Genomic DNA, 15,289 nt, shown 5'->3' with positions numbered 1-15,289 from the left:
GCCGGGCCTGTCGACGCAGGCCCGGCATGGCAGCCTTTGCGCATGATCGATGAACACGCGAAGGAGTTCCTGCACGGTGAGCTGCGCGACCTCCGGGCGGCGGTGGTCTGGAAGCTCGACGGGTTGCCGGAGTACGACGTACGCCGCCCGCTGACAACGACCGGGACGAACCTGCTCGGCCTGGTCAAGCACCTGGCGCTCTACGAGTCCCGGTACTTCGGGGAGGTCTTCGGCCGTCCGTTCCCGGAGGTGCTGCCCCCGTGGGACGACCTGGAGGCGCGCGGTACCGACATGTGGGCGACCGAGGACGAGACGCGCGAGGAGATCATCGGGCGGTACCGGCGCGTCTGGGAGCACTCGGACGCGACGATCGTTGCCCTTGCCATCGATGCTCCCGGCGAGGTGCCGTGGTGGCCGACGCCGACCGTCACGCTGTTCGACATCCTGGTCCACATGCTCAGCGAGACCAGCCGTCATGCCGGCCACGCCGACATCCTGCGCGAGCAACTCGACGGCTCGATCGGTACGATCCCCCGGCGCGCGAACTCGCAGCCCGACGCGGCCTTCTGGGAAAGCCGGCGGCTGGAGATCGAACGGGTCGCCAGGGCGGCCGGCGCCGGGGCGGAATGACAAAAGCTGCAATTGAGTGGTGGCGGGCGGGCGGCGTCACGTAGCGTTCGGCCGTTGAGGTGGGGTTTTCACTAGGGTGGGGATTGTTGTGAATCTTGATTTCGGGCTCGATCCGGTCTTTTCGTGGTACGTCGTGTTGCTGTGTCTCAGCGGCATCGTGATGGTCGTGCTCGGGGCGATCAACAAGGGCGAGCAGTCGGCGGGGTCGCGCGCGCTGGGTGTGCTGGCCGGAGTCGCCTTCCTCGGGTACGGGATCTACCTGGGGTTCATCTTCGACGGTGGCAGCTACATGATGTTCTTCCAGGCCTTCATCCTGCCTGCGCTGCTGGTGGTCAACTTCGTCCGCTCGGTGATGGCCAAGCAGACGCCCCCGCAGCCGTACCAGGGCGCCCACGCCCAGCAGTACCAGGGCGTTCCCCCACAACAGCCCTACCCCAACACTCCGGCGCAGCCCCAGCCGTACGCACAGCCGTCGCCGTACGACCAGACGCAGCCGTACGCCGGTGAGCCCACCCAGCCGTACCCCGGCCAGCCGCAGCCCGGCCCAGGCTCGTCCCAGCTGAACTGAGCGCCTAGATCGTTCTCGTCATGACGCAGTGGTTCTTGCCTTTAGGGCGAACGTAGGTGAACCCGGCGTCCGCGAACATGCTGCGGGTCGCGCTGTAGAGGAACGACGCGGTGATCTGCTTGCCGCCGGTGTCCTGCGGATACGCCTCGACGACTCCGCCGCCGGCTTGGGCGATCAACTCCAACGCGCCACGCAGTGCCACCGCCGCAACACCCTGCTTGCGGTATCTGCGATCGACGAAGAAACACGTCAACCGGTAGTCGGGTGGCGTGACGAGTTTCGCGTCGTATTCCTTGCGGTGGTTGATGTTCGGCAGCTCCGCCGGCGGCCCGTACTCGCACCAGCCCACCGCCTCCGCGCCGTCGAAGACCAGCGCCGCATGGGCCCGCCCCTCCGCGACAAGGCGTTGTTTGAGCGCCCGGTTGTCCTCGGCGTCGTGCGTCTTCTCGCTCTCCATCGTGTGGAAGAAGGTGCACCAGCACCCGCCCCACACCCCGTTGTGCCGCTCGGCAAGATCCGCGAACGCGGGCCAGGTCTCGGGCGTCAGCGCCCGGGTCGTGAGCTTGTCCAGCTGCACCGCGATCTTCGCCATGTTGCAGCATAGGACAGTTGACCCGGGGCCCGGCTGTCGGCGAGGATGTGGGTCGGCGCGGTCCGCGCCTCACCTTCGTTGACCGGCCCCAGCCTGGTCCGCTGAGAAGGCAAAGGGATCTCTGGTCTCGGGCCGCTCGTCCTGGTCTGTCGCCTCGGGCGGGATCGCTGGGGGATCGCGTGCGAGTGCGTGGAAGGCCAGATGACAGCGCACAGGAACTTCAAGCGACGGGTTCGAGCCCGCGCCGCCAAAACGGGCGAGTCCTACACGGCTGCCCTCCGGCACTTCCGTCCGACTCCACCAGGAGAAAAGATGCCGGAAACCACCCTGCGGATCGCCGTCGCCCAGTCGACGGTCCGGATCGACCCCACCGACGCCGACGGGCTGCGTGCGAGCGCTGCCGAAGTACGCGGCCTGATGAAGGAGGCGGCCCACAACGGGGCTCGCCTGGTGCACTTCACCGAGGGAGCGCTCTGCTTCCCGGACAAGGTGATCATGTCCGAAGGCCCCGACGAGATCGGCCCGTCCGACTGGAGCAAGGCCGAGTGGGCCGTGCTCCAGTCCGAGCTCGACAGCATCGCCAAGCTGGCGGGTGAGTTGGGGATCTGGACGGTCCTGCCGTCGGTACACCGGTTGCCCGAGCCGGCGCGTCCGTACAGCAGCATGTACGTCGTATCCGACCAGGGCAAGATCGTCAGCCGGTACGACGAACGCATGCTGTCGACGACGAAGGCCACCTGGATGTACACGCCTGGGGACAAGCCGGTCACCTTCGAGGTCGACGGGTACCGGTTCGGACTCGCTTGCGGGCTGGACGTACTGTTCGCCGAACTGTTCACGGAGTACGACCGGCTCGAGGTTGACGGCGTACTGGTCTCGTACGCGAGCACAGGCGTCGACCACAACGAGCACATCGGAGTCCAGGCTCGCGGGCACGCCGTCAGCAACACCTACTGGGTCAGCCTCGCTGTCCCCGCCAACCCGGGCGCGGGCATCAACTCGGGCATCTCCGACCCAGCCGGCAACTGGACAGTCCAGGGCCCTGCGGACAGTACGCCGGGAATCGCGGTCACCGACCTGCACCGAGCCGAGGTCATCCAAGTAGGCCGCGACTTCCGCCGCAAAACCCGGGACCGCATCAACTCCTAGGCCTAGCCGCCCCACCCGCACGCGCACTGCGGGTGGGGCGCATCGCCCCCACCCCAACCGACCGGCCGACCGGCGTCGACTTTGAGCACCGAGTAGTCGCCAGGACGTCGTTCCGGCGACTGCGGGGTGCTCAAAGTCGACTGCCCCGGATCCGATCGTTGACTTTGAGCACGGGGCAGCCGCGCAATCGGCGTAGGGGCGACTGGTCGGTGCTCAAGGTGGTGGCGTGGGGGCGGGTGTGCGGTGGTTGAGGGATATGCCGCCGGGACTCAAGACCATCAGATCTGGTGACGACTGGGTTGCGGCTGTCGGACAGAGTGAGGGCGGTGGGTGACCGTCGATGCCGGGACAGTGAGAGCGGCAGATCTGAGGAGGAGGCAGCATGGGCAAGGTAGTGGCGCAGGCGAACATGTCGTTGGATGGGTATGTCGCCAAGCAGGACAACAGCATCGGGCGGTTGTTCGACTGGCTGCAGAACGGCGAGGTGGAGATGCCGACTCCGGCCGGCGACTTCGCCATTCACCTCACCCCGCAGAGCGCGGAACACCTGCGGCAGTGGACGTCGTCGCTCGGCGCGCTGGTTTGCGGGCGGACGTTGTTCGACGTGGCTGAGGGGTGGCGGGGGCGGCATACGTTGGATGTGCCTGTCGTGGTGGTGACGCACCGGGTGCCGACGGAGTGGGTCGAGGCTCACCCCGACGCGCCGTTCGACTTCGTGACCGACGGGGTGGAGGCGGCGATCGTACGAGCGCAGGAGCTGGCCGGTGACAAGGTGGTCGCCGTGGCGGGTGGGACCATCGCTCGGCAATGCCTGGACCTGGGGTTGCTCGACGAAGTGGCCGTCGACCTGGTGCCGGTGGTGATGGGCGAGGGCAACCGGCCTTTCTTCGGCCAGCTCGCTTCAGGCGAGGCCGTGCTCGGCAACCCGACGACGTGCGTTCAGGGCGATCGGGTCACCCACCTCGTCTTCCCAGTATCGCCGTGAGGCTCACGGTCGGGGTGCTGACGCCGCACGCCGCGCCGGGCCCTGAAGTCGAGATCCCCGAGATGGCGTCGGCACGTCTCGACGTGGTGGTCGCTCGCGTGTCGCAGCTCGAGGACTCCACCAGGCCGGCGCCTCCCTCGGCGGCTGCTGATCTTCGTACGCTGGCGACTCCTTCAGCCCTGCGGCCGGCACTCGAGGCGCTTGTGGAGGCGTCGGTCGATGTCATCGCCTATGCGTCGACCACCTCCGGTTATGCGATCGGGTCCGCGGCCGAGGTCGAGTTGGCCAGACGTCTCCGGGAGCTGGCCGGCGTACCGGTTGTGACGAGCGGGCTCGCCGCATCGCAGGCTTTGAAGGCGTTCGGCGTACGCCGGGTCGCGCTGATCCATCCACCGTGGTTCGAGGACGAGATGACGGAGCTCGGCGCCGAGTACTTCCACGATCAGGAACTCGACGCCGTCACCCTGACCGCGACCTCGCTCCCCAAGGACCCGGCACAGGTGCTGCCCGAGCAGGTGATCGAGTACGTCAGCACCCATGTAGACACCTCGACCGAGGCCATCTTCTTCGCCGGCAACGGCTTCCGCGCCGCCTCAACGATCGAAGAACTCGAACGCCGCACCGGCCAATTGGTCCTGGAGGCAAACCAGCTACTGCTCTGGTCGCTGCTGGCCGCCACCGGCTCGAACCTCCAGATCGACAATCACGGAAGTCTGTTCAGCCGCAGATTGCCTTGTTTATAAAGGTGTTGACCACAGTGTCAGGGTCGCCACGGAAATTCGGAGTGAGGGCGATCGTGACCTGGTGCCGGCCATCGGTGGTGGAGAAAGACCAGGCGTTGTAGGCAAGGGCATCGCCATCGTTGCCGTAGACGCGGATGCCGCAGGTAGTGGTTTTCCAGGACAGGCCCAGGCCGTAGTCGCGGGTGGGTGTACCGGCAGTCCTCATCTCCTTCAGCAGGTGCTTCGGGAGCAGGCGACCGCCCAGCAAGGCGGCGAAGAAGCGGTTGAGGTCCTTGGTTGTCGAGATCATGTCGCCGCCCGCGCCGAACAGGGTCGGGTTCAGTTCCGTGTAGTCGATGTAGCGCGTCAGGCTCAGGTCCGTCGGCAGATAGCCGTACGGATGCGGCCCAGGAATCCACGGCGACGTCCCCGGTACTACGGTCCCGCGCAACCCCAGCGGCCGGATCACCCGACGTCCGATCTCCTGCCCGTACGTCCGTCCCGTCACCTTCTGGATGACCTCCCCGAGCAGGAGATAACCCGTATTCGAGTACGCGTACTCCGAACCCGGCACCTCCGACGTCGGCGGGTGGGCCAGTGCCTGGCTGATCTGCTCGGAAGCGGTCCACGTCCGCCAACGGCCGGCGAAGAACTCCGGCGAAGGTGGCATCGCGAGAGTCCGGACGTAGTCGTACAAACCGCTGGTGTGGTTGAGCAACTGCCGCAAGGTGATGTTCCGCCCGTTGGGTACGACCCCGGGCAACCACCGCTCGACCGAGTCATCCAGCCGCAACCGTCCCTCGTCGACCAGCTGCAGCAGCACGGTGGCGACGAACGTCTTGGTGATACTCCCCACCCGGAACAGCCCATCAACCGGTACCGCCCGCGAAGTCCCCATCACTGCAACCCCACTGGCCCCCCGCCACACCCCCTCGTCATCCCGTACCTCCGCCAACGCCCCCACCGCCGTACCAGCCACCACCCCATCCAGCCCCCGCTGCAACCCACCCCGATCCACCCCGACAGCCCCACCCCTAGCCGCCGCACCGGCAGCCGCACCCGCACCCGCACCCGCACCGGCACCAGCACCAGCACCAGCACCAGCACCAACCGTTGCACTGGCGACAGCCGGCGCCACACTCACCGCCAAGACCGCCACCCCAGCCGTCAACACCCGAAGCGTCCGCTTCATCTCGACCTCCCTCAGTCAAGCAACCACCCTGCGCCGGGGAGACCGTCGGACACATCCGGGGAACACCCACTCCGCCCCCGGCAGACCGATGAGGGACTCTCAAGGGTCGATGGCCGCCGAGCGCGATGATCGTGTGGCGCGAGAATCGTGATGTTTCGGGAACTACGCTGACCGGCGTGACCACGCGACCCGCGACCAAACCCGTGCTTCGCCCCAGCCTGATGCAATGGGGGCATCGCGCGCTGCGGCTCTGGTGGCGGCTGCGGCGGCCGACCACGTACGGGGTCAAGGCTTTGCTGATTCATCCCGAGGATCCCGGAAAGTGCTTGGCGGTGCGGCATTCGTATGTGGATCAGGACCGCTGGGGGCTGCCCGGCGGTGGCTACAACCCGAAGCGAGAGACTGCCGCACAAGCAGCGGTCCGCGAAGTCGCCGAGGAGCTCGCGCTGACGATCCAGCAGCCGCCGACCGTACTGCGAACCCTGACGACCGAGCTCGAAGGAAAGCTCGACAATCTCACGATCGTCGCAGCGACGCCGGCCGCGGCCGGGTTCCGGCTGAATGCCGAGCTGATCGAGGCTCGATGGGTGGCCGTCGATCTCAGCGACCTCCCGGCCGGCGCCCCGGTCTCCCGGTGGCTGAAGCTGGCCAGGTCAGCTGTGATCGGCGAAGAAGGCGCAGCAGACGGTCACCGCGAGGATCGCGACGATCAGGATCAGCGCCGTCGCGACCAAGACAGCGAGCAGGCCGGCCACGGAAGCGAGCGTCAACCCGGCGGGAACCGTTAGCCAGAAGGCGTTTCCACTCACGCGAGTGAAGCCACGGGTGACGGCGGCCGCCACGAGCAGCCCGCTGGTACCCACCGCAGCGAGCACAAGTGTGACCAAGGGATGCCCGCCGAACGTGGCGGCCGAACAAGCTGCTCCGCCGCATCCCGAAGTACTGTCCATGATCGCGAGCAGCTCGACGCAACAGAAGATGCCGACCGCCAGCAGCAACCACAAAGCCACCGTCGTACGCCGGGCCAGCGCGACCCGGCGCCGGTCGCGCGGAGGCCTCGCGTAGACGAAGTCCGACAAGGCCTCATGCGTCAGCTGGTCGACGGCGACGATCGGTCGCGGTGGCAGGAGGTCAAGTTGGGCCATGGCGCGCTCCTCGGTCGAGGGAGCAGACGCCTTCCTCGTGAGAGACGCTGCCCCTGACCCCCTATTGCACGTCAATCTTTACTGCTTCACTGCACAACGATGCCCCGACGGCATCGCCCGGTCAGCGAATGGTCGGCGACTGGTCAGTGATTCGCGTGTGCCGCGGCGAGTTCCGCGACGAGGAGGTCCGCGGGGCCTTGCGTGGTTGACCATTCGGGACCGGCAGCAGCCGACTCGGTCAGCGCGACGAGCTCCGAAAGGGTCGGCCCCCCGAGGAACAGCGGTTGCCCGGAGCCAGCCGAAGCCAGGTCGTCGACCAACTGCGTCAGCCGGCGCTTGCGTGCCAACTGATCCCCGCTGAGCCGTGCCTCGGCCGCCATCGATCGCCACTCGGACAACACCGACACCGACCGCAGCGAACGCAACAGGTCGTCATCGGTGTCGGCGCTGACCGGCGCCCGATCGCTGTCCGCCACGAAGACATCGGCCCGGACGTTCTCCGGAGCCGCGCCACGCAGCGGTACTACGCGAGCGAACACCGGCGCATCAGCGCCCAACTGGTCGGCCTCGTCACCGGTCACCAGGTTCAGCAGAGCAGGCTGATGGACCTTGCCCGAGCTCCGATCCACAAGTCGCACCAGGAGCCGATCCGTCACCACGGCCGACGGCAAAGGCGAACAGAACGCGGGAACCGTGACGAGAACCGCCGGCTCCCGGTCCTCGTAGACCGTCTCCATCCGGATCTCCGTGACCGATGCGCCATCGCCGACGACCCGGGCCGGCAGCTGGCGTGGATCCACCGTGCTGGTGAAGACCGTCCCGCTCGTCGCAGCCTCGTCCCGCAGGCCGTACTGTGCCGCGCTACAGGCGTGGTCGCTCGCACCGCGCTTGGCGATCGGCACCCTGTCCTTGAGTCCGGCCCAGGCCCTCGCCACCCGGGCGAGCTCCTTGTCCGGCCCGTCGGCGCCTTCCCGGCGGAGCGCCGCGTAGCCGTTGGTGAGCCGCCGCAGGCCGGAGTACAGCTCCATCGGCAACGGCGCCGCCGAGTCGGCGAGCGAGGACAACTTGCTGGTCAGTCCACTTGCTGCGAACCGCGCGGCCGTCAAAGCCTCACCGAGGAAGCGATCCCGCAGCGGCCCCGGTCTGAAGGTCGTCGCCGCGCGACCTCGGGCGACCGCGCGCTCGGCGTTCACCAGCGTCTGGTCGAGGTCGAGATGCAGCCATCGATCGAGCGCGTCGATCACGGCGACCCGCAGCCAGGGGCTGGTCGGCGCCAGGGTGACGGTCACCTCGTCCTCGCGGGAAAGCCGGTCCGACGAGAGCAGCTCGGCGCGCATCCGGGCCAGCCGCCAGCTCGCGTCCCGCCCGATCAGAGCAGCCAGCAAGGCGGGATCGGCCCGCTCCCACTCGGCGATGGAGATCGAGTGCCATCGCCGCGGGCGGGCCAGATCGACCTCGACGGTGATACCGGTCCCGAGATCGGTCGGCCAGCACAGATCGCCGGGATCCGGCGCGCTCACCTGGATCTCGGGCGAGGCGTCCTGCACCGTGCACTCCGGCGCGGTCACGAAGGCGAACATAGGTCGACCTCACTTTCACGCGCCAACCGAGGCGGTACACCGTCGCCGGCCGGATGCTCCTGAAGAGGATGAAGGCCCGAAGTCTGCCACCGCGAAGGAACGTGGCCGTTGTCAAAGGTTAAGACTCAACCAGTTGTTCCGTAAAGGCCGTCGGACTGCGGCCTTCGCGCCATCTGCCAGGCGTTCCGCGCCCAGGTCCGGACCGGCAGCCGGCCCAGCAGGGCCGGCTCCGACCATGGCGGCCGCGGCCGGCCGGCCAGCTCGCCGAGCGCCAGGTACCGCAGACCGGAGTACTGATCGGCGCGGTCCCAGACCGACTTGGTCATGTCGCCGGCCGTCGGACGGGCCAGCCGTCGCAGGTTGGAGGCGCTGCGCAGAAAGGCGTCGCGCCGGCGGTCGGCAAGCTCGGCGATCCGCCGCTCCTGTACTGCGATCTCGTCGTCCGGCGGGCTCTTCGGCGCCCAGGTGTCGAGGTCGAGCTCCACCCAGCAGACAGCCTCGATGAACGCGAGCACCAGGATCCGCCGGTCCTCGGTCAGACCGCTCGCGCTTTCACCGGCCTGCCGGCGGAGCTGCCGCAGCTCTCCTTGCTCGCGGCAGATCAGCCGGATCGTGTCGTACGCCGGCCGGCCGGCGCTGCCCGGCTCGGGTTCGGGTGGCAGCGCGAGCTGGATGGCATCGATTCCGTTGGGCCGCAGAACGGGGAGCTTGGGGAACCGGCGACGGAAGTTCGCCGCCGTGACGACCAGCGTGGACCAGGCCGCGCCATGCTCGCCGGCCGCCCGGTAGGCCATCGCCCGGGCGATCGTCCGCAACTCGGCGCCGAGCATCGCGTCGTACCGGCGGTCGTCGCGCAGCAGACGCTGAGCTGTCCGCCACTCGCCGATCTCGAGCGCGAGAATCGGATCGGTCACGCCGGTTGCGGAACTCATGGCGCACCTGCTCTCGTCAAACGACCCGCCGGATGGGCTGCCGACCCTCTCGCCTCAGGCGATCGGTGGCCCTGGCTACTCCGCTCTACTTATCTAGCGGAGTAGCTTCGGTGGTGACACGCTGAACCTCTGTACTTAAGGTAGAACTACACCGGGGCCCTGTCCATATCAGGCGAGTTGCTTACATAATGTTTACGTTGCATTACCCGCGGTGGGAGTTCTGCTTCAAACGGTCGCTTTCCCGGCAACTCACCACCAGACCAGCCGGCCAAGGCAACACACGGCTTCAGGTAGTAGGAAGTGCTACGAGTATTTTCAGGTGTAGATGGGTGTAGCATCGCGTTTCAACTGGCCCGCAGGACGTCCGCGGGCGTGGACATACAGGAGTGAGAGTGGCCCCTTCTGCGGAGGCCGTACGGCTCGCCAGGCGGCTCAGAGGCCTGCGCGACTCCCATGACGCCGGGCTGACCCAGTCCCAGCTGGCCAAGGCGCTCAGCCACGACAACCGGGTGGCCATCGCCACGATCAGCTCGTGGGAGTCGGTGACGAATCCGAAGTTGCCGCCCGCCGAGCGGCTGCGCTCCTACGCGTTGTTCTTCTGCACGGACCGGACCAACGCCGACGGTACGCCGAAGATGGTGTCCGAGCGCGAGCTGACGGCGGACGAGAAGGAGCGGTTCGAGGAACTCCACGAGGAACTGCTCGGGCTGCGTGAGGCTGCGGCGCGCCTCCAGGGCACCTCCGCCGGCTCGTCGAGCGGCGGGTCCTACACCTGGGACTTCGACCACGGGCCGATCACGATCATCTGCCCGGAGGCGCCGACCGAGGAGCGCCCGGAGTTGGCCAAGGAGAAGGACCCCAACTACACCCGGATGTACCGCTACGCCGACCTCGACGCCTTGATGGAGTTGTGGGGGCACCTGCGCGCCTCGAACCCCGAGCTGCAGATCACCCACCGGCTGCCGTCGGAGGTCAAGGCCGACGACATGTCCGGCCACCTCGTGCTGCTCGGCGGCATCGGCTGGAACCACGTGACGCGGCGGCTGCTGAAGACGCTGCGGGAGATGCCGATCTCCCAGTTCGAGGTCTCCGACCTGAAGACCGGCGAGATCTTCAAGGCCAGCGGCGCCGGCGGTCAGGAGTTCCGGCCGGTGTTCGAGGACGGCGACGACGGACCGGAACTGGTCGAGGACGTCGCTTTGCTGACCCGGTTGCGCAATCCGTTCAACAGCAATCGCACGATCACCATCTGCAACGGCATCCACAGCCGCGGCGTGCTGGGAGCGGTCCGGACGCTGACCGACATCGCCGTCCGCGAGCGCAACGAGGCCTACCTGTCCCAGCACTTCCCGGACGGCCTGTTCGCGATGTTGCTGAAGGTGCCGGTGGTCAACGGCGAAGCGATCTCGCCCGACCTGGAAATCTCCGAGAACCGGCTCTACCAGTGGGAGCCAGACCACAAGGTGAAGAGGGAATGAGCCAGTTCAAACACCGGCAGTCGCACGCGTCGTTGCTCAGCGACGTGTCGAGGGCCTCAGAGCCGCTCACCCGCAGCGGTCTCGACGCGATCGTGGTTCCCGCCGCACGCGCCTCGCTGCCACAGCATCTGATCACGCTCGCCACGGCGCTGTCGGTGCCGCTGGTCGTCCTGTGCAGCCATCAGGCGCAGATCGAAGGTGTCGCCAAGCGGGTGCGGAACACCTTCGGCGCCCGCGGCCTGATCATCGACGTACCGGCCGGCTACCCGCAGTCCTGGCATCCGCTGACCTCGGCACCGGACTTCCACCAGGCCAGCGCCGGCCGGTCGAGTGATCTCAGTGCCAAGCGGAACATCGGGCTGCGGCTGGCCCGGATGCGCGGCTGGAAGAAGATCCTCTTCGTCGACGACGACATCTTCCCGTTCAAGGCGCAGCAGGTGGACCGGCTGGCCGCCCAGCTCGACCGGCACCCGGTCGCGTCGATGGCCAGCCGGTACTTCCCGGACAACTCGGTGGTCTGCCACGCCCGGCGGCTGGCCGGGTTCCGGCAGGACGTCTTCGTCAGCGGCGCGGTGCTGGGAGTCAACACCCAGCATCCTGAGATGTCCTTCTTCCCCGACGTCTACAACGAGGACTGGTTCTTCTTCTCCAGGCCCGCGGCCGAACGATCGCTGCCCAAGGTCGGCGAGGTCCGCCAGGACGAGTACGAACCGTTCGCCGACCCGGCCCGTGCCGAGCGCGAGGAGTTCGGCGATCTGCTCGCCGAGGGCATGTACACCGCGTTCGAGAGCCGGCACGGCTGGACCTTCAACGACCAACTGCGCGTTGCGGCGAGTCCGCGGTTCTGGGAGCACGTCAAGGAGGGCCGCTGGTTCGTCATCGAAGAGACCAGACAGCGGCTGAACACCCTGATGAACAAGGGCCCTGGCGTCGACACCTGGCGGATCGCGGAGGCACTGAACTCGCTCGATGCCGCCGAGGGGCAGCTGCACCGGATCTCCCCCGGCACCTGTGTCGACTTCATCGCCGCCTGGCGCGAGGACGAGGTCCGCTGGAAGTCCGCACTGAGCGCCGACGGGACCGCTCTCACCGAGCGCGACGCGCTCGACGAGCTCGGGCTGACGAACTGGATCTCCTGTGGCTACGGGCGCCAGGACGGCTACGGGATGGACAGCGCGCTCCGCCGGAATCTGACCTCTGTTCTGCCCGAGGCGTCGGTGAGCTGCTGACGTTCGCCGGTGGGTTCGAAGCCTAGGCGTTCGTAGGCCTCCAGGGCCTCGGCGTTGTGGTCGAGGACCCACAGGAGCCAGTCGTGGACGTCCGGTTCGAGCTCGGTCAGGTAGACCAGGAGTGCTCGCATCACGCCGGTACGCCGGTGGCGTGGCTCGACCCAGACGGCTTCGAGGTGGCGTTCGTCGGGTGGACGGCCGTCGACCCGTAACGAACGGGCCAGGCCGATGATCCGGCGGCTGTTGCGCAGGACCACCCAGAGGGCGTCGGCGAAGGAACGCCGCCAGGACGCCTCGGTCCAGGAGGCCTCGGTCTCGTAGTTGGAGATGTAGGCCCCGGGCGAGTCCTTGAGGGCTTGCAGCCGGACGTCCCGCAACAGCTGCCAGTCGTCCGCGGCGAGCACCTGGAACTCCAAGGCCGACCCCCTCCGTGCGTCTCCGCACTGTCGACAGCGCATGACAAAACTGTGACAGCACCGCAGTGAGTGTGTCCGCGATCGCGGAGTGTCAAACAGCCGTGACGCAAATCTGACGTTTCCCTAACAGGGCCTAGGGTGGCAACGTGCCCAGAAAACTTCGTGCTGATCAGCTGGCCGAGCTTTACGTCGTGGATGTCGTGACATTTGAGTCGAGGCTGGTGTTCAGGTCCTCGACGTTGTTGTTCGAGGCGCCCAACTGGGCCGGCGATCGGCTGATCGTCAACGGGGACGGCGGGTTGTTCGCGGTACCGGCCGGTGGTGGCGAGCTCGAGCCGATCGAGCTCGGCGGCGTACCGGAGATCAACAACGATCATGTCGTCAGCCCGGATGCAACGACGGTCTATGTATCGGCGGAGGACGGGCACCTGTACGCCGTACCGCTCACCGGCGGAGTCGGCCGGCGGGTGAGCAACGAGCATGGCGTTCACCACTACCTGCACGGGATTTCGCCGGATGGTGAGCGGCTGGCCTACATCGGGTTGGAGAACCGGGACGGGCGGCGGATCACCAACGTGTACACGGTTCCGGCGGCCGGTGGGGCCGATCTGCAGATCACCGACGACGAGTTCGCCGACGACGGCGCGGAGTACGGGCCTGATGGGGAGTGGATCTACTTCAACTCCGAGCGGGCCGGACAGGCGCAGTTGTTCCGGATCAAGGGTGAGGTCGTCGAGCAGTTGACCTTCGACGAGCGGGTGAACTGGTTCCCGCATCCGTCGCCGGACGGTTCGCTGGTCGCGTACGTGAGTTTCCCGCCGGGCACCGAAGGTCATCCCGCCGACGTCGAGGACGTCCGGGTGCGGTTGCTCGAGACAACCGGACGGATCCGCGAGGTGGCAACGGTGTTCGGCGGCCAGGGCACGATGAATGTCCCGAGCTGGTCACCGGACGGCCAGTACTTCGCCTACGTCGCCTACCCGATCAGCTAGACCGCTGCCGGTACTCCGTTGGCGTCAAGCCGGACAGGGTGCGGAAGCGGCGGGCGAAATAGGTTGGATCGGGCCAGCCGACCTCTGCACCGATGCGGGCGATCGGGAGGTCCGAGTTGGCGAGCAGGGCTGCTGCGCGTTCTGCTCGGAGGCGGGCCAGGTAGTCGAGCGGTGAGAGGCCGGTCGACTTGCGGAAGATCCGGCCGAGGTACGCGGCGTCGAGCGTGACGGCAGCGGCCAGGTCGTCCAAGCGCCAGGCATTAGCCGGGTCGGCTTCGAGCAGGGCGAGGCAGGTTGCCACTGCTGGATGGCGTTTAAATGTTGCCGTTGGCGTGCGTGCGTCGGCGAGGATGCCGAGCACAGTGGCCAGGTGGCCCAGCAACCGGCCCCACGCAGCAGTACCAGTCCTCAGATGTGCTTCCAGGGCAGCGATTGCGGTGATCGCGTCAGTGGCCGCCACTGAGTCGACAGTAGCGACATGTACGCCGTACGAGCCGGGCGCAGACGGCTCTGTCCAGAGCAGACGCCGGTACTCCGGGAACTCGCGCAGCCCCGCCAATTCGGCGTGCAGTGCCCGGGTGGAGACGCAGCAGTTCGCCACTGTGAGGTCAGTGCAACCAGTGAAGGCGTGCCAAGCGCCAGGGCGGAGCACGATGACATCGCCGTGCTGGAGTGGGCGTTCGCCACTACTGGTGAGATGCCGGCCCTCCCCTGGGCCGATGACGGCCAGCTCGACGAAGTCGTGAGTATGGGCCGGTACTGCGTCGCTCAACGTGTGTACTGCGCCCAGGACCGAGTTGCCGGCGAACAGCGCGTGCTCGTGGAGAGTCTCGGGCATGTCGGGATCGTACGAGCGTTGGCCGGGATCCGCCTAGGCGTCGCGGGTACCGGCTGGCCAGGCTGGAGTCATGAGTGAGCTGAGCGATGAGGTTGTTGCGGAGTACCGGCAGAACGGGTTCGTCCGAGTTCCGGGAATCCTCGGCCCGGAAGAGGTCGAGCGCTTCCGGGAGGCGGCGACCGCGTACCTGGCCAAGCATCGGAGCGAGAGTCTGGAGAAGGGCGGGGTGTTCGCGCAACTGGTGAACGTGTGGCAGTACGACGAGATCGGACGGGAGCTCACGCTGCATCCAGGGGTGGCTCGGGTGGCGGAGCGGCTGGCCGGCGTACCGGTGCGGGTGTGGCATGACCAGCTGCTGGTGAAGGAGCTGCACAACAATGCGGCGACCGAGTTCCATCAGGACAGGCCCTACTGGCCGCATGCGAACGAAAGCCACTCCCTGTCGGCGTGGATCGCCTTGGTGGACGTACCGCCCGAGCGGGGCTGTATGACCTTCCTCCCCGGCAGTCATCACCACACCACGCTGCAACCCCAGAACCTGCACGACGAGGACGACCTCTTCCAGGTGGCTCCCGCACTGCGCTGGATCCCTCGCGTCACCGTCCCCTTGCGAGCCGGCGACTGCACGTTCCACAACAGCTACACCGGCCACATGGCGCTCCCCAACCGCACCGACCTGGCACGCCTGGCCCACGTGACCATCTACATGGACGAGGGCACCCGATACAACGGCGCGCCCCACCCGGTGACCGATCCCTTGAACCTCGCACCGGGGAGCGCTCTGGACGGTGACATGTTTCCCCGACCGTACTGAATGCCCTTGGCCCCCATCCACAAGATG

Annotated in this window: 16 protein-coding genes; 10 read left to right on the top strand and 6 right to left on the bottom strand. The window is 67.3% G+C overall.

The genetic code is table 11. The features are described from left to right. Nucleotides 1–42 precede the first annotated feature (42 nt). Together ACIA12_RS24300 and ACIA12_RS24295 are read left to right on the top strand one after the other, a co-directional pair. A complete protein-coding gene (locus tag ACIA12_RS24300) occupies nucleotides 43–630 on the top strand; it encodes a DinB family protein (protein ID WP_396369326.1) in 588 nt (195 codons plus the stop codon). Nucleotides 631–718: 88 nt separating this feature from the next. After that, a complete protein-coding gene (locus tag ACIA12_RS24295) occupies nucleotides 719–1,198 on the top strand; it encodes a hypothetical protein (protein WP_396369325.1) in 480 nt (159 codons plus the stop codon). A gap of 4 nt (nucleotides 1,199–1,202) precedes the next feature. Here ACIA12_RS24295 and ACIA12_RS24290 read toward each other — a convergent pair whose 3' ends face one another. Then, a complete protein-coding gene (locus ACIA12_RS24290; protein WP_396369324.1) occupies nucleotides 1,203–1,790 on the bottom strand; it encodes a GNAT family N-acetyltransferase in 588 nt (195 codons plus the stop codon). A 312-nt stretch (nucleotides 1,791–2,102) separates the two neighbouring features. Here ACIA12_RS24290 and ACIA12_RS24285 point away from each other — a divergent pair, with 312 nt between their 5' ends. From ACIA12_RS24285 to ACIA12_RS24275, 3 genes are all read left to right on the top strand, one after another. After that, complete coding sequence (locus tag ACIA12_RS24285) at nucleotides 2,103–2,939, top strand: carbon-nitrogen hydrolase family protein (RefSeq protein WP_396369323.1); 837 nt, start codon at nucleotides 2,103–2,105, stop codon at nucleotides 2,937–2,939. A 382-nt stretch (nucleotides 2,940–3,321) separates the two neighbouring features. After that, nucleotides 3,322–3,924 carry a dihydrofolate reductase family protein gene (locus tag ACIA12_RS24280; RefSeq protein WP_396369322.1) on the top strand — a complete coding sequence of 201 codons (603 nt, stop codon included), beginning with the start codon at nucleotides 3,322–3,324 and terminating at the stop codon, nucleotides 3,922–3,924. Continuing rightward, on the top strand, nucleotides 3,921–4,667 hold the full coding sequence (locus ACIA12_RS24275) for a hypothetical protein (RefSeq protein ID WP_396369321.1): 747 nt from the start codon (nucleotides 3,921–3,923) through the stop codon (nucleotides 4,665–4,667). The genes ACIA12_RS24280 and ACIA12_RS24275 overlap by 4 nt, the downstream gene beginning before the upstream one ends. On the opposite strand, the gene ACIA12_RS24270 is transcribed toward ACIA12_RS24275, so the two are convergent. Continuing rightward, a complete protein-coding gene (locus ACIA12_RS24270) occupies nucleotides 4,642–5,838 on the bottom strand; it encodes a serine hydrolase domain-containing protein (protein ID WP_396369319.1) in 1,197 nt (398 codons plus the stop codon). The genes ACIA12_RS24275 and ACIA12_RS24270 overlap by 26 nt on opposite strands. Nucleotides 5,839–6,014: 176 nt before the next feature. Here ACIA12_RS24270 and ACIA12_RS24265 point away from each other — a divergent pair, with 176 nt between their 5' ends. Further along, the gene (locus ACIA12_RS24265) at nucleotides 6,015–6,626 is read left to right on the top strand and encodes an NUDIX domain-containing protein (RefSeq protein ID WP_396369318.1); all 612 of its coding nucleotides are present in this window, start codon (nucleotides 6,015–6,017) and stop codon (nucleotides 6,624–6,626) included. Nucleotides 6,627–7,126: 500 nt separating this feature from the next. Here ACIA12_RS24265 and ACIA12_RS24260 read toward each other — a convergent pair whose 3' ends face one another. Next, nucleotides 7,127–8,563, bottom strand: coding sequence for a hypothetical protein (locus ACIA12_RS24260; protein ID WP_396369317.1), 1,437 nt, complete (start codon nucleotides 8,561–8,563; stop codon nucleotides 7,127–7,129). Nucleotides 8,564–8,688: 125 nt separating this feature from the next. Then, nucleotides 8,689–9,495, bottom strand: a complete 807-nt coding sequence (locus ACIA12_RS24255) for a hypothetical protein (protein WP_396369316.1) — start codon at nucleotides 9,493–9,495, stop codon at nucleotides 8,689–8,691. 392 nt (nucleotides 9,496–9,887) lie between these two features. Here ACIA12_RS24255 and ACIA12_RS24250 point away from each other — a divergent pair, with 392 nt between their 5' ends. Beyond that, nucleotides 9,888–10,973: a hypothetical protein gene (locus ACIA12_RS24250; protein WP_396369315.1), complete on the top strand. Its 1,086-nt coding sequence runs from the start codon at nucleotides 9,888–9,890 to the stop codon at nucleotides 10,971–10,973. Then, complete coding sequence (locus ACIA12_RS24245) at nucleotides 10,970–12,202, top strand: hypothetical protein (RefSeq protein ID WP_396369314.1); 1,233 nt, start codon at nucleotides 10,970–10,972, stop codon at nucleotides 12,200–12,202. The genes ACIA12_RS24250 and ACIA12_RS24245 overlap by 4 nt, the downstream gene beginning before the upstream one ends. Here ACIA12_RS24245 and ACIA12_RS24240 read toward each other — a convergent pair. Then, nucleotides 12,133–12,618, bottom strand: a complete 486-nt coding sequence (locus ACIA12_RS24240; RefSeq protein ID WP_396369313.1) for a GNAT family N-acetyltransferase — start codon at nucleotides 12,616–12,618, stop codon at nucleotides 12,133–12,135. The two genes, ACIA12_RS24245 and ACIA12_RS24240, sit on opposite strands and share 70 nt — an antisense overlap. 146 nt (nucleotides 12,619–12,764) lie before the next feature. Between ACIA12_RS24240 and ACIA12_RS24235 the strand changes: the two genes are divergently transcribed. Next, complete coding sequence (locus ACIA12_RS24235) at nucleotides 12,765–13,610, top strand: TolB family protein (protein ID WP_396369312.1); 846 nt, start codon at nucleotides 12,765–12,767, stop codon at nucleotides 13,608–13,610. On the opposite strand, the gene ACIA12_RS24230 is transcribed toward ACIA12_RS24235, so the two are convergent. Beyond that, nucleotides 13,603–14,448, bottom strand: a complete 846-nt coding sequence (locus ACIA12_RS24230; protein ID WP_396369311.1) for an AraC family transcriptional regulator — start codon at nucleotides 14,446–14,448, stop codon at nucleotides 13,603–13,605. The two genes, ACIA12_RS24235 and ACIA12_RS24230, sit on opposite strands and share 8 nt — an antisense overlap. 70 nt (nucleotides 14,449–14,518) lie before the next feature. Between ACIA12_RS24230 and ACIA12_RS24225 the strand changes: the two genes are divergently transcribed. Next, on the top strand, nucleotides 14,519–15,262 hold the full coding sequence (locus ACIA12_RS24225; protein WP_396369310.1) for a phytanoyl-CoA dioxygenase family protein: 744 nt from the start codon (nucleotides 14,519–14,521) through the stop codon (nucleotides 15,260–15,262). The last annotated feature ends 27 nt before the right edge of the window (nucleotides 15,263–15,289 follow it).

The organism is Kribbella sp. NPDC051620, assembly GCF_044453825.1.
Classification (GTDB): Bacteria; Actinomycetota; Actinomycetes; order Propionibacteriales; family Kribbellaceae; genus Kribbella.
Note: the sequence above shows the minus strand (reverse complement) of the source record. Positions and strands in the feature narration are given on the sequence as shown.

Bases quoted from the DNA above. Each gene is read 5' to 3' on its own strand.
- ACIA12_RS24230 (WP_396369311.1), bottom strand. From the start codon at position 14,448: ATGCCCGAGACTCTCCACGAGCACGCGCTGTTCGCCGGCAACTCGGTC.
- ACIA12_RS24285 (WP_396369323.1), top strand. From the start codon at position 2,103: ATGCCGGAAACCACCCTGCGGATCGCCGTCGCCCAGTCGACGGTCCGG.
- ACIA12_RS24300 (WP_396369326.1), top strand. From the start codon at position 43: ATGATCGATGAACACGCGAAGGAGTTCCTGCACGGTGAGCTGCGCGAC.
- ACIA12_RS24280 (WP_396369322.1), top strand. From the start codon at position 3,322: ATGGGCAAGGTAGTGGCGCAGGCGAACATGTCGTTGGATGGGTATGTC.
- ACIA12_RS24245 (WP_396369314.1), top strand. From the start codon at position 10,970: ATGAGCCAGTTCAAACACCGGCAGTCGCACGCGTCGTTGCTCAGCGAC.
- ACIA12_RS24260 (WP_396369317.1), bottom strand. From the start codon at position 8,563: ATGTTCGCCTTCGTGACCGCGCCGGAGTGCACGGTGCAGGACGCCTCG.
- ACIA12_RS24270 (WP_396369319.1), bottom strand. From the start codon at position 5,838: ATGAAGCGGACGCTTCGGGTGTTGACGGCTGGGGTGGCGGTCTTGGCG.
- ACIA12_RS24255 (WP_396369316.1), bottom strand. From the start codon at position 9,495: ATGAGTTCCGCAACCGGCGTGACCGATCCGATTCTCGCGCTCGAGATC.
- ACIA12_RS24225 (WP_396369310.1), top strand. From the start codon at position 14,519: ATGAGTGAGCTGAGCGATGAGGTTGTTGCGGAGTACCGGCAGAACGGG.
- ACIA12_RS24290 (WP_396369324.1), bottom strand. From the start codon at position 1,790: ATGGCGAAGATCGCGGTGCAGCTGGACAAGCTCACGACCCGGGCGCTG.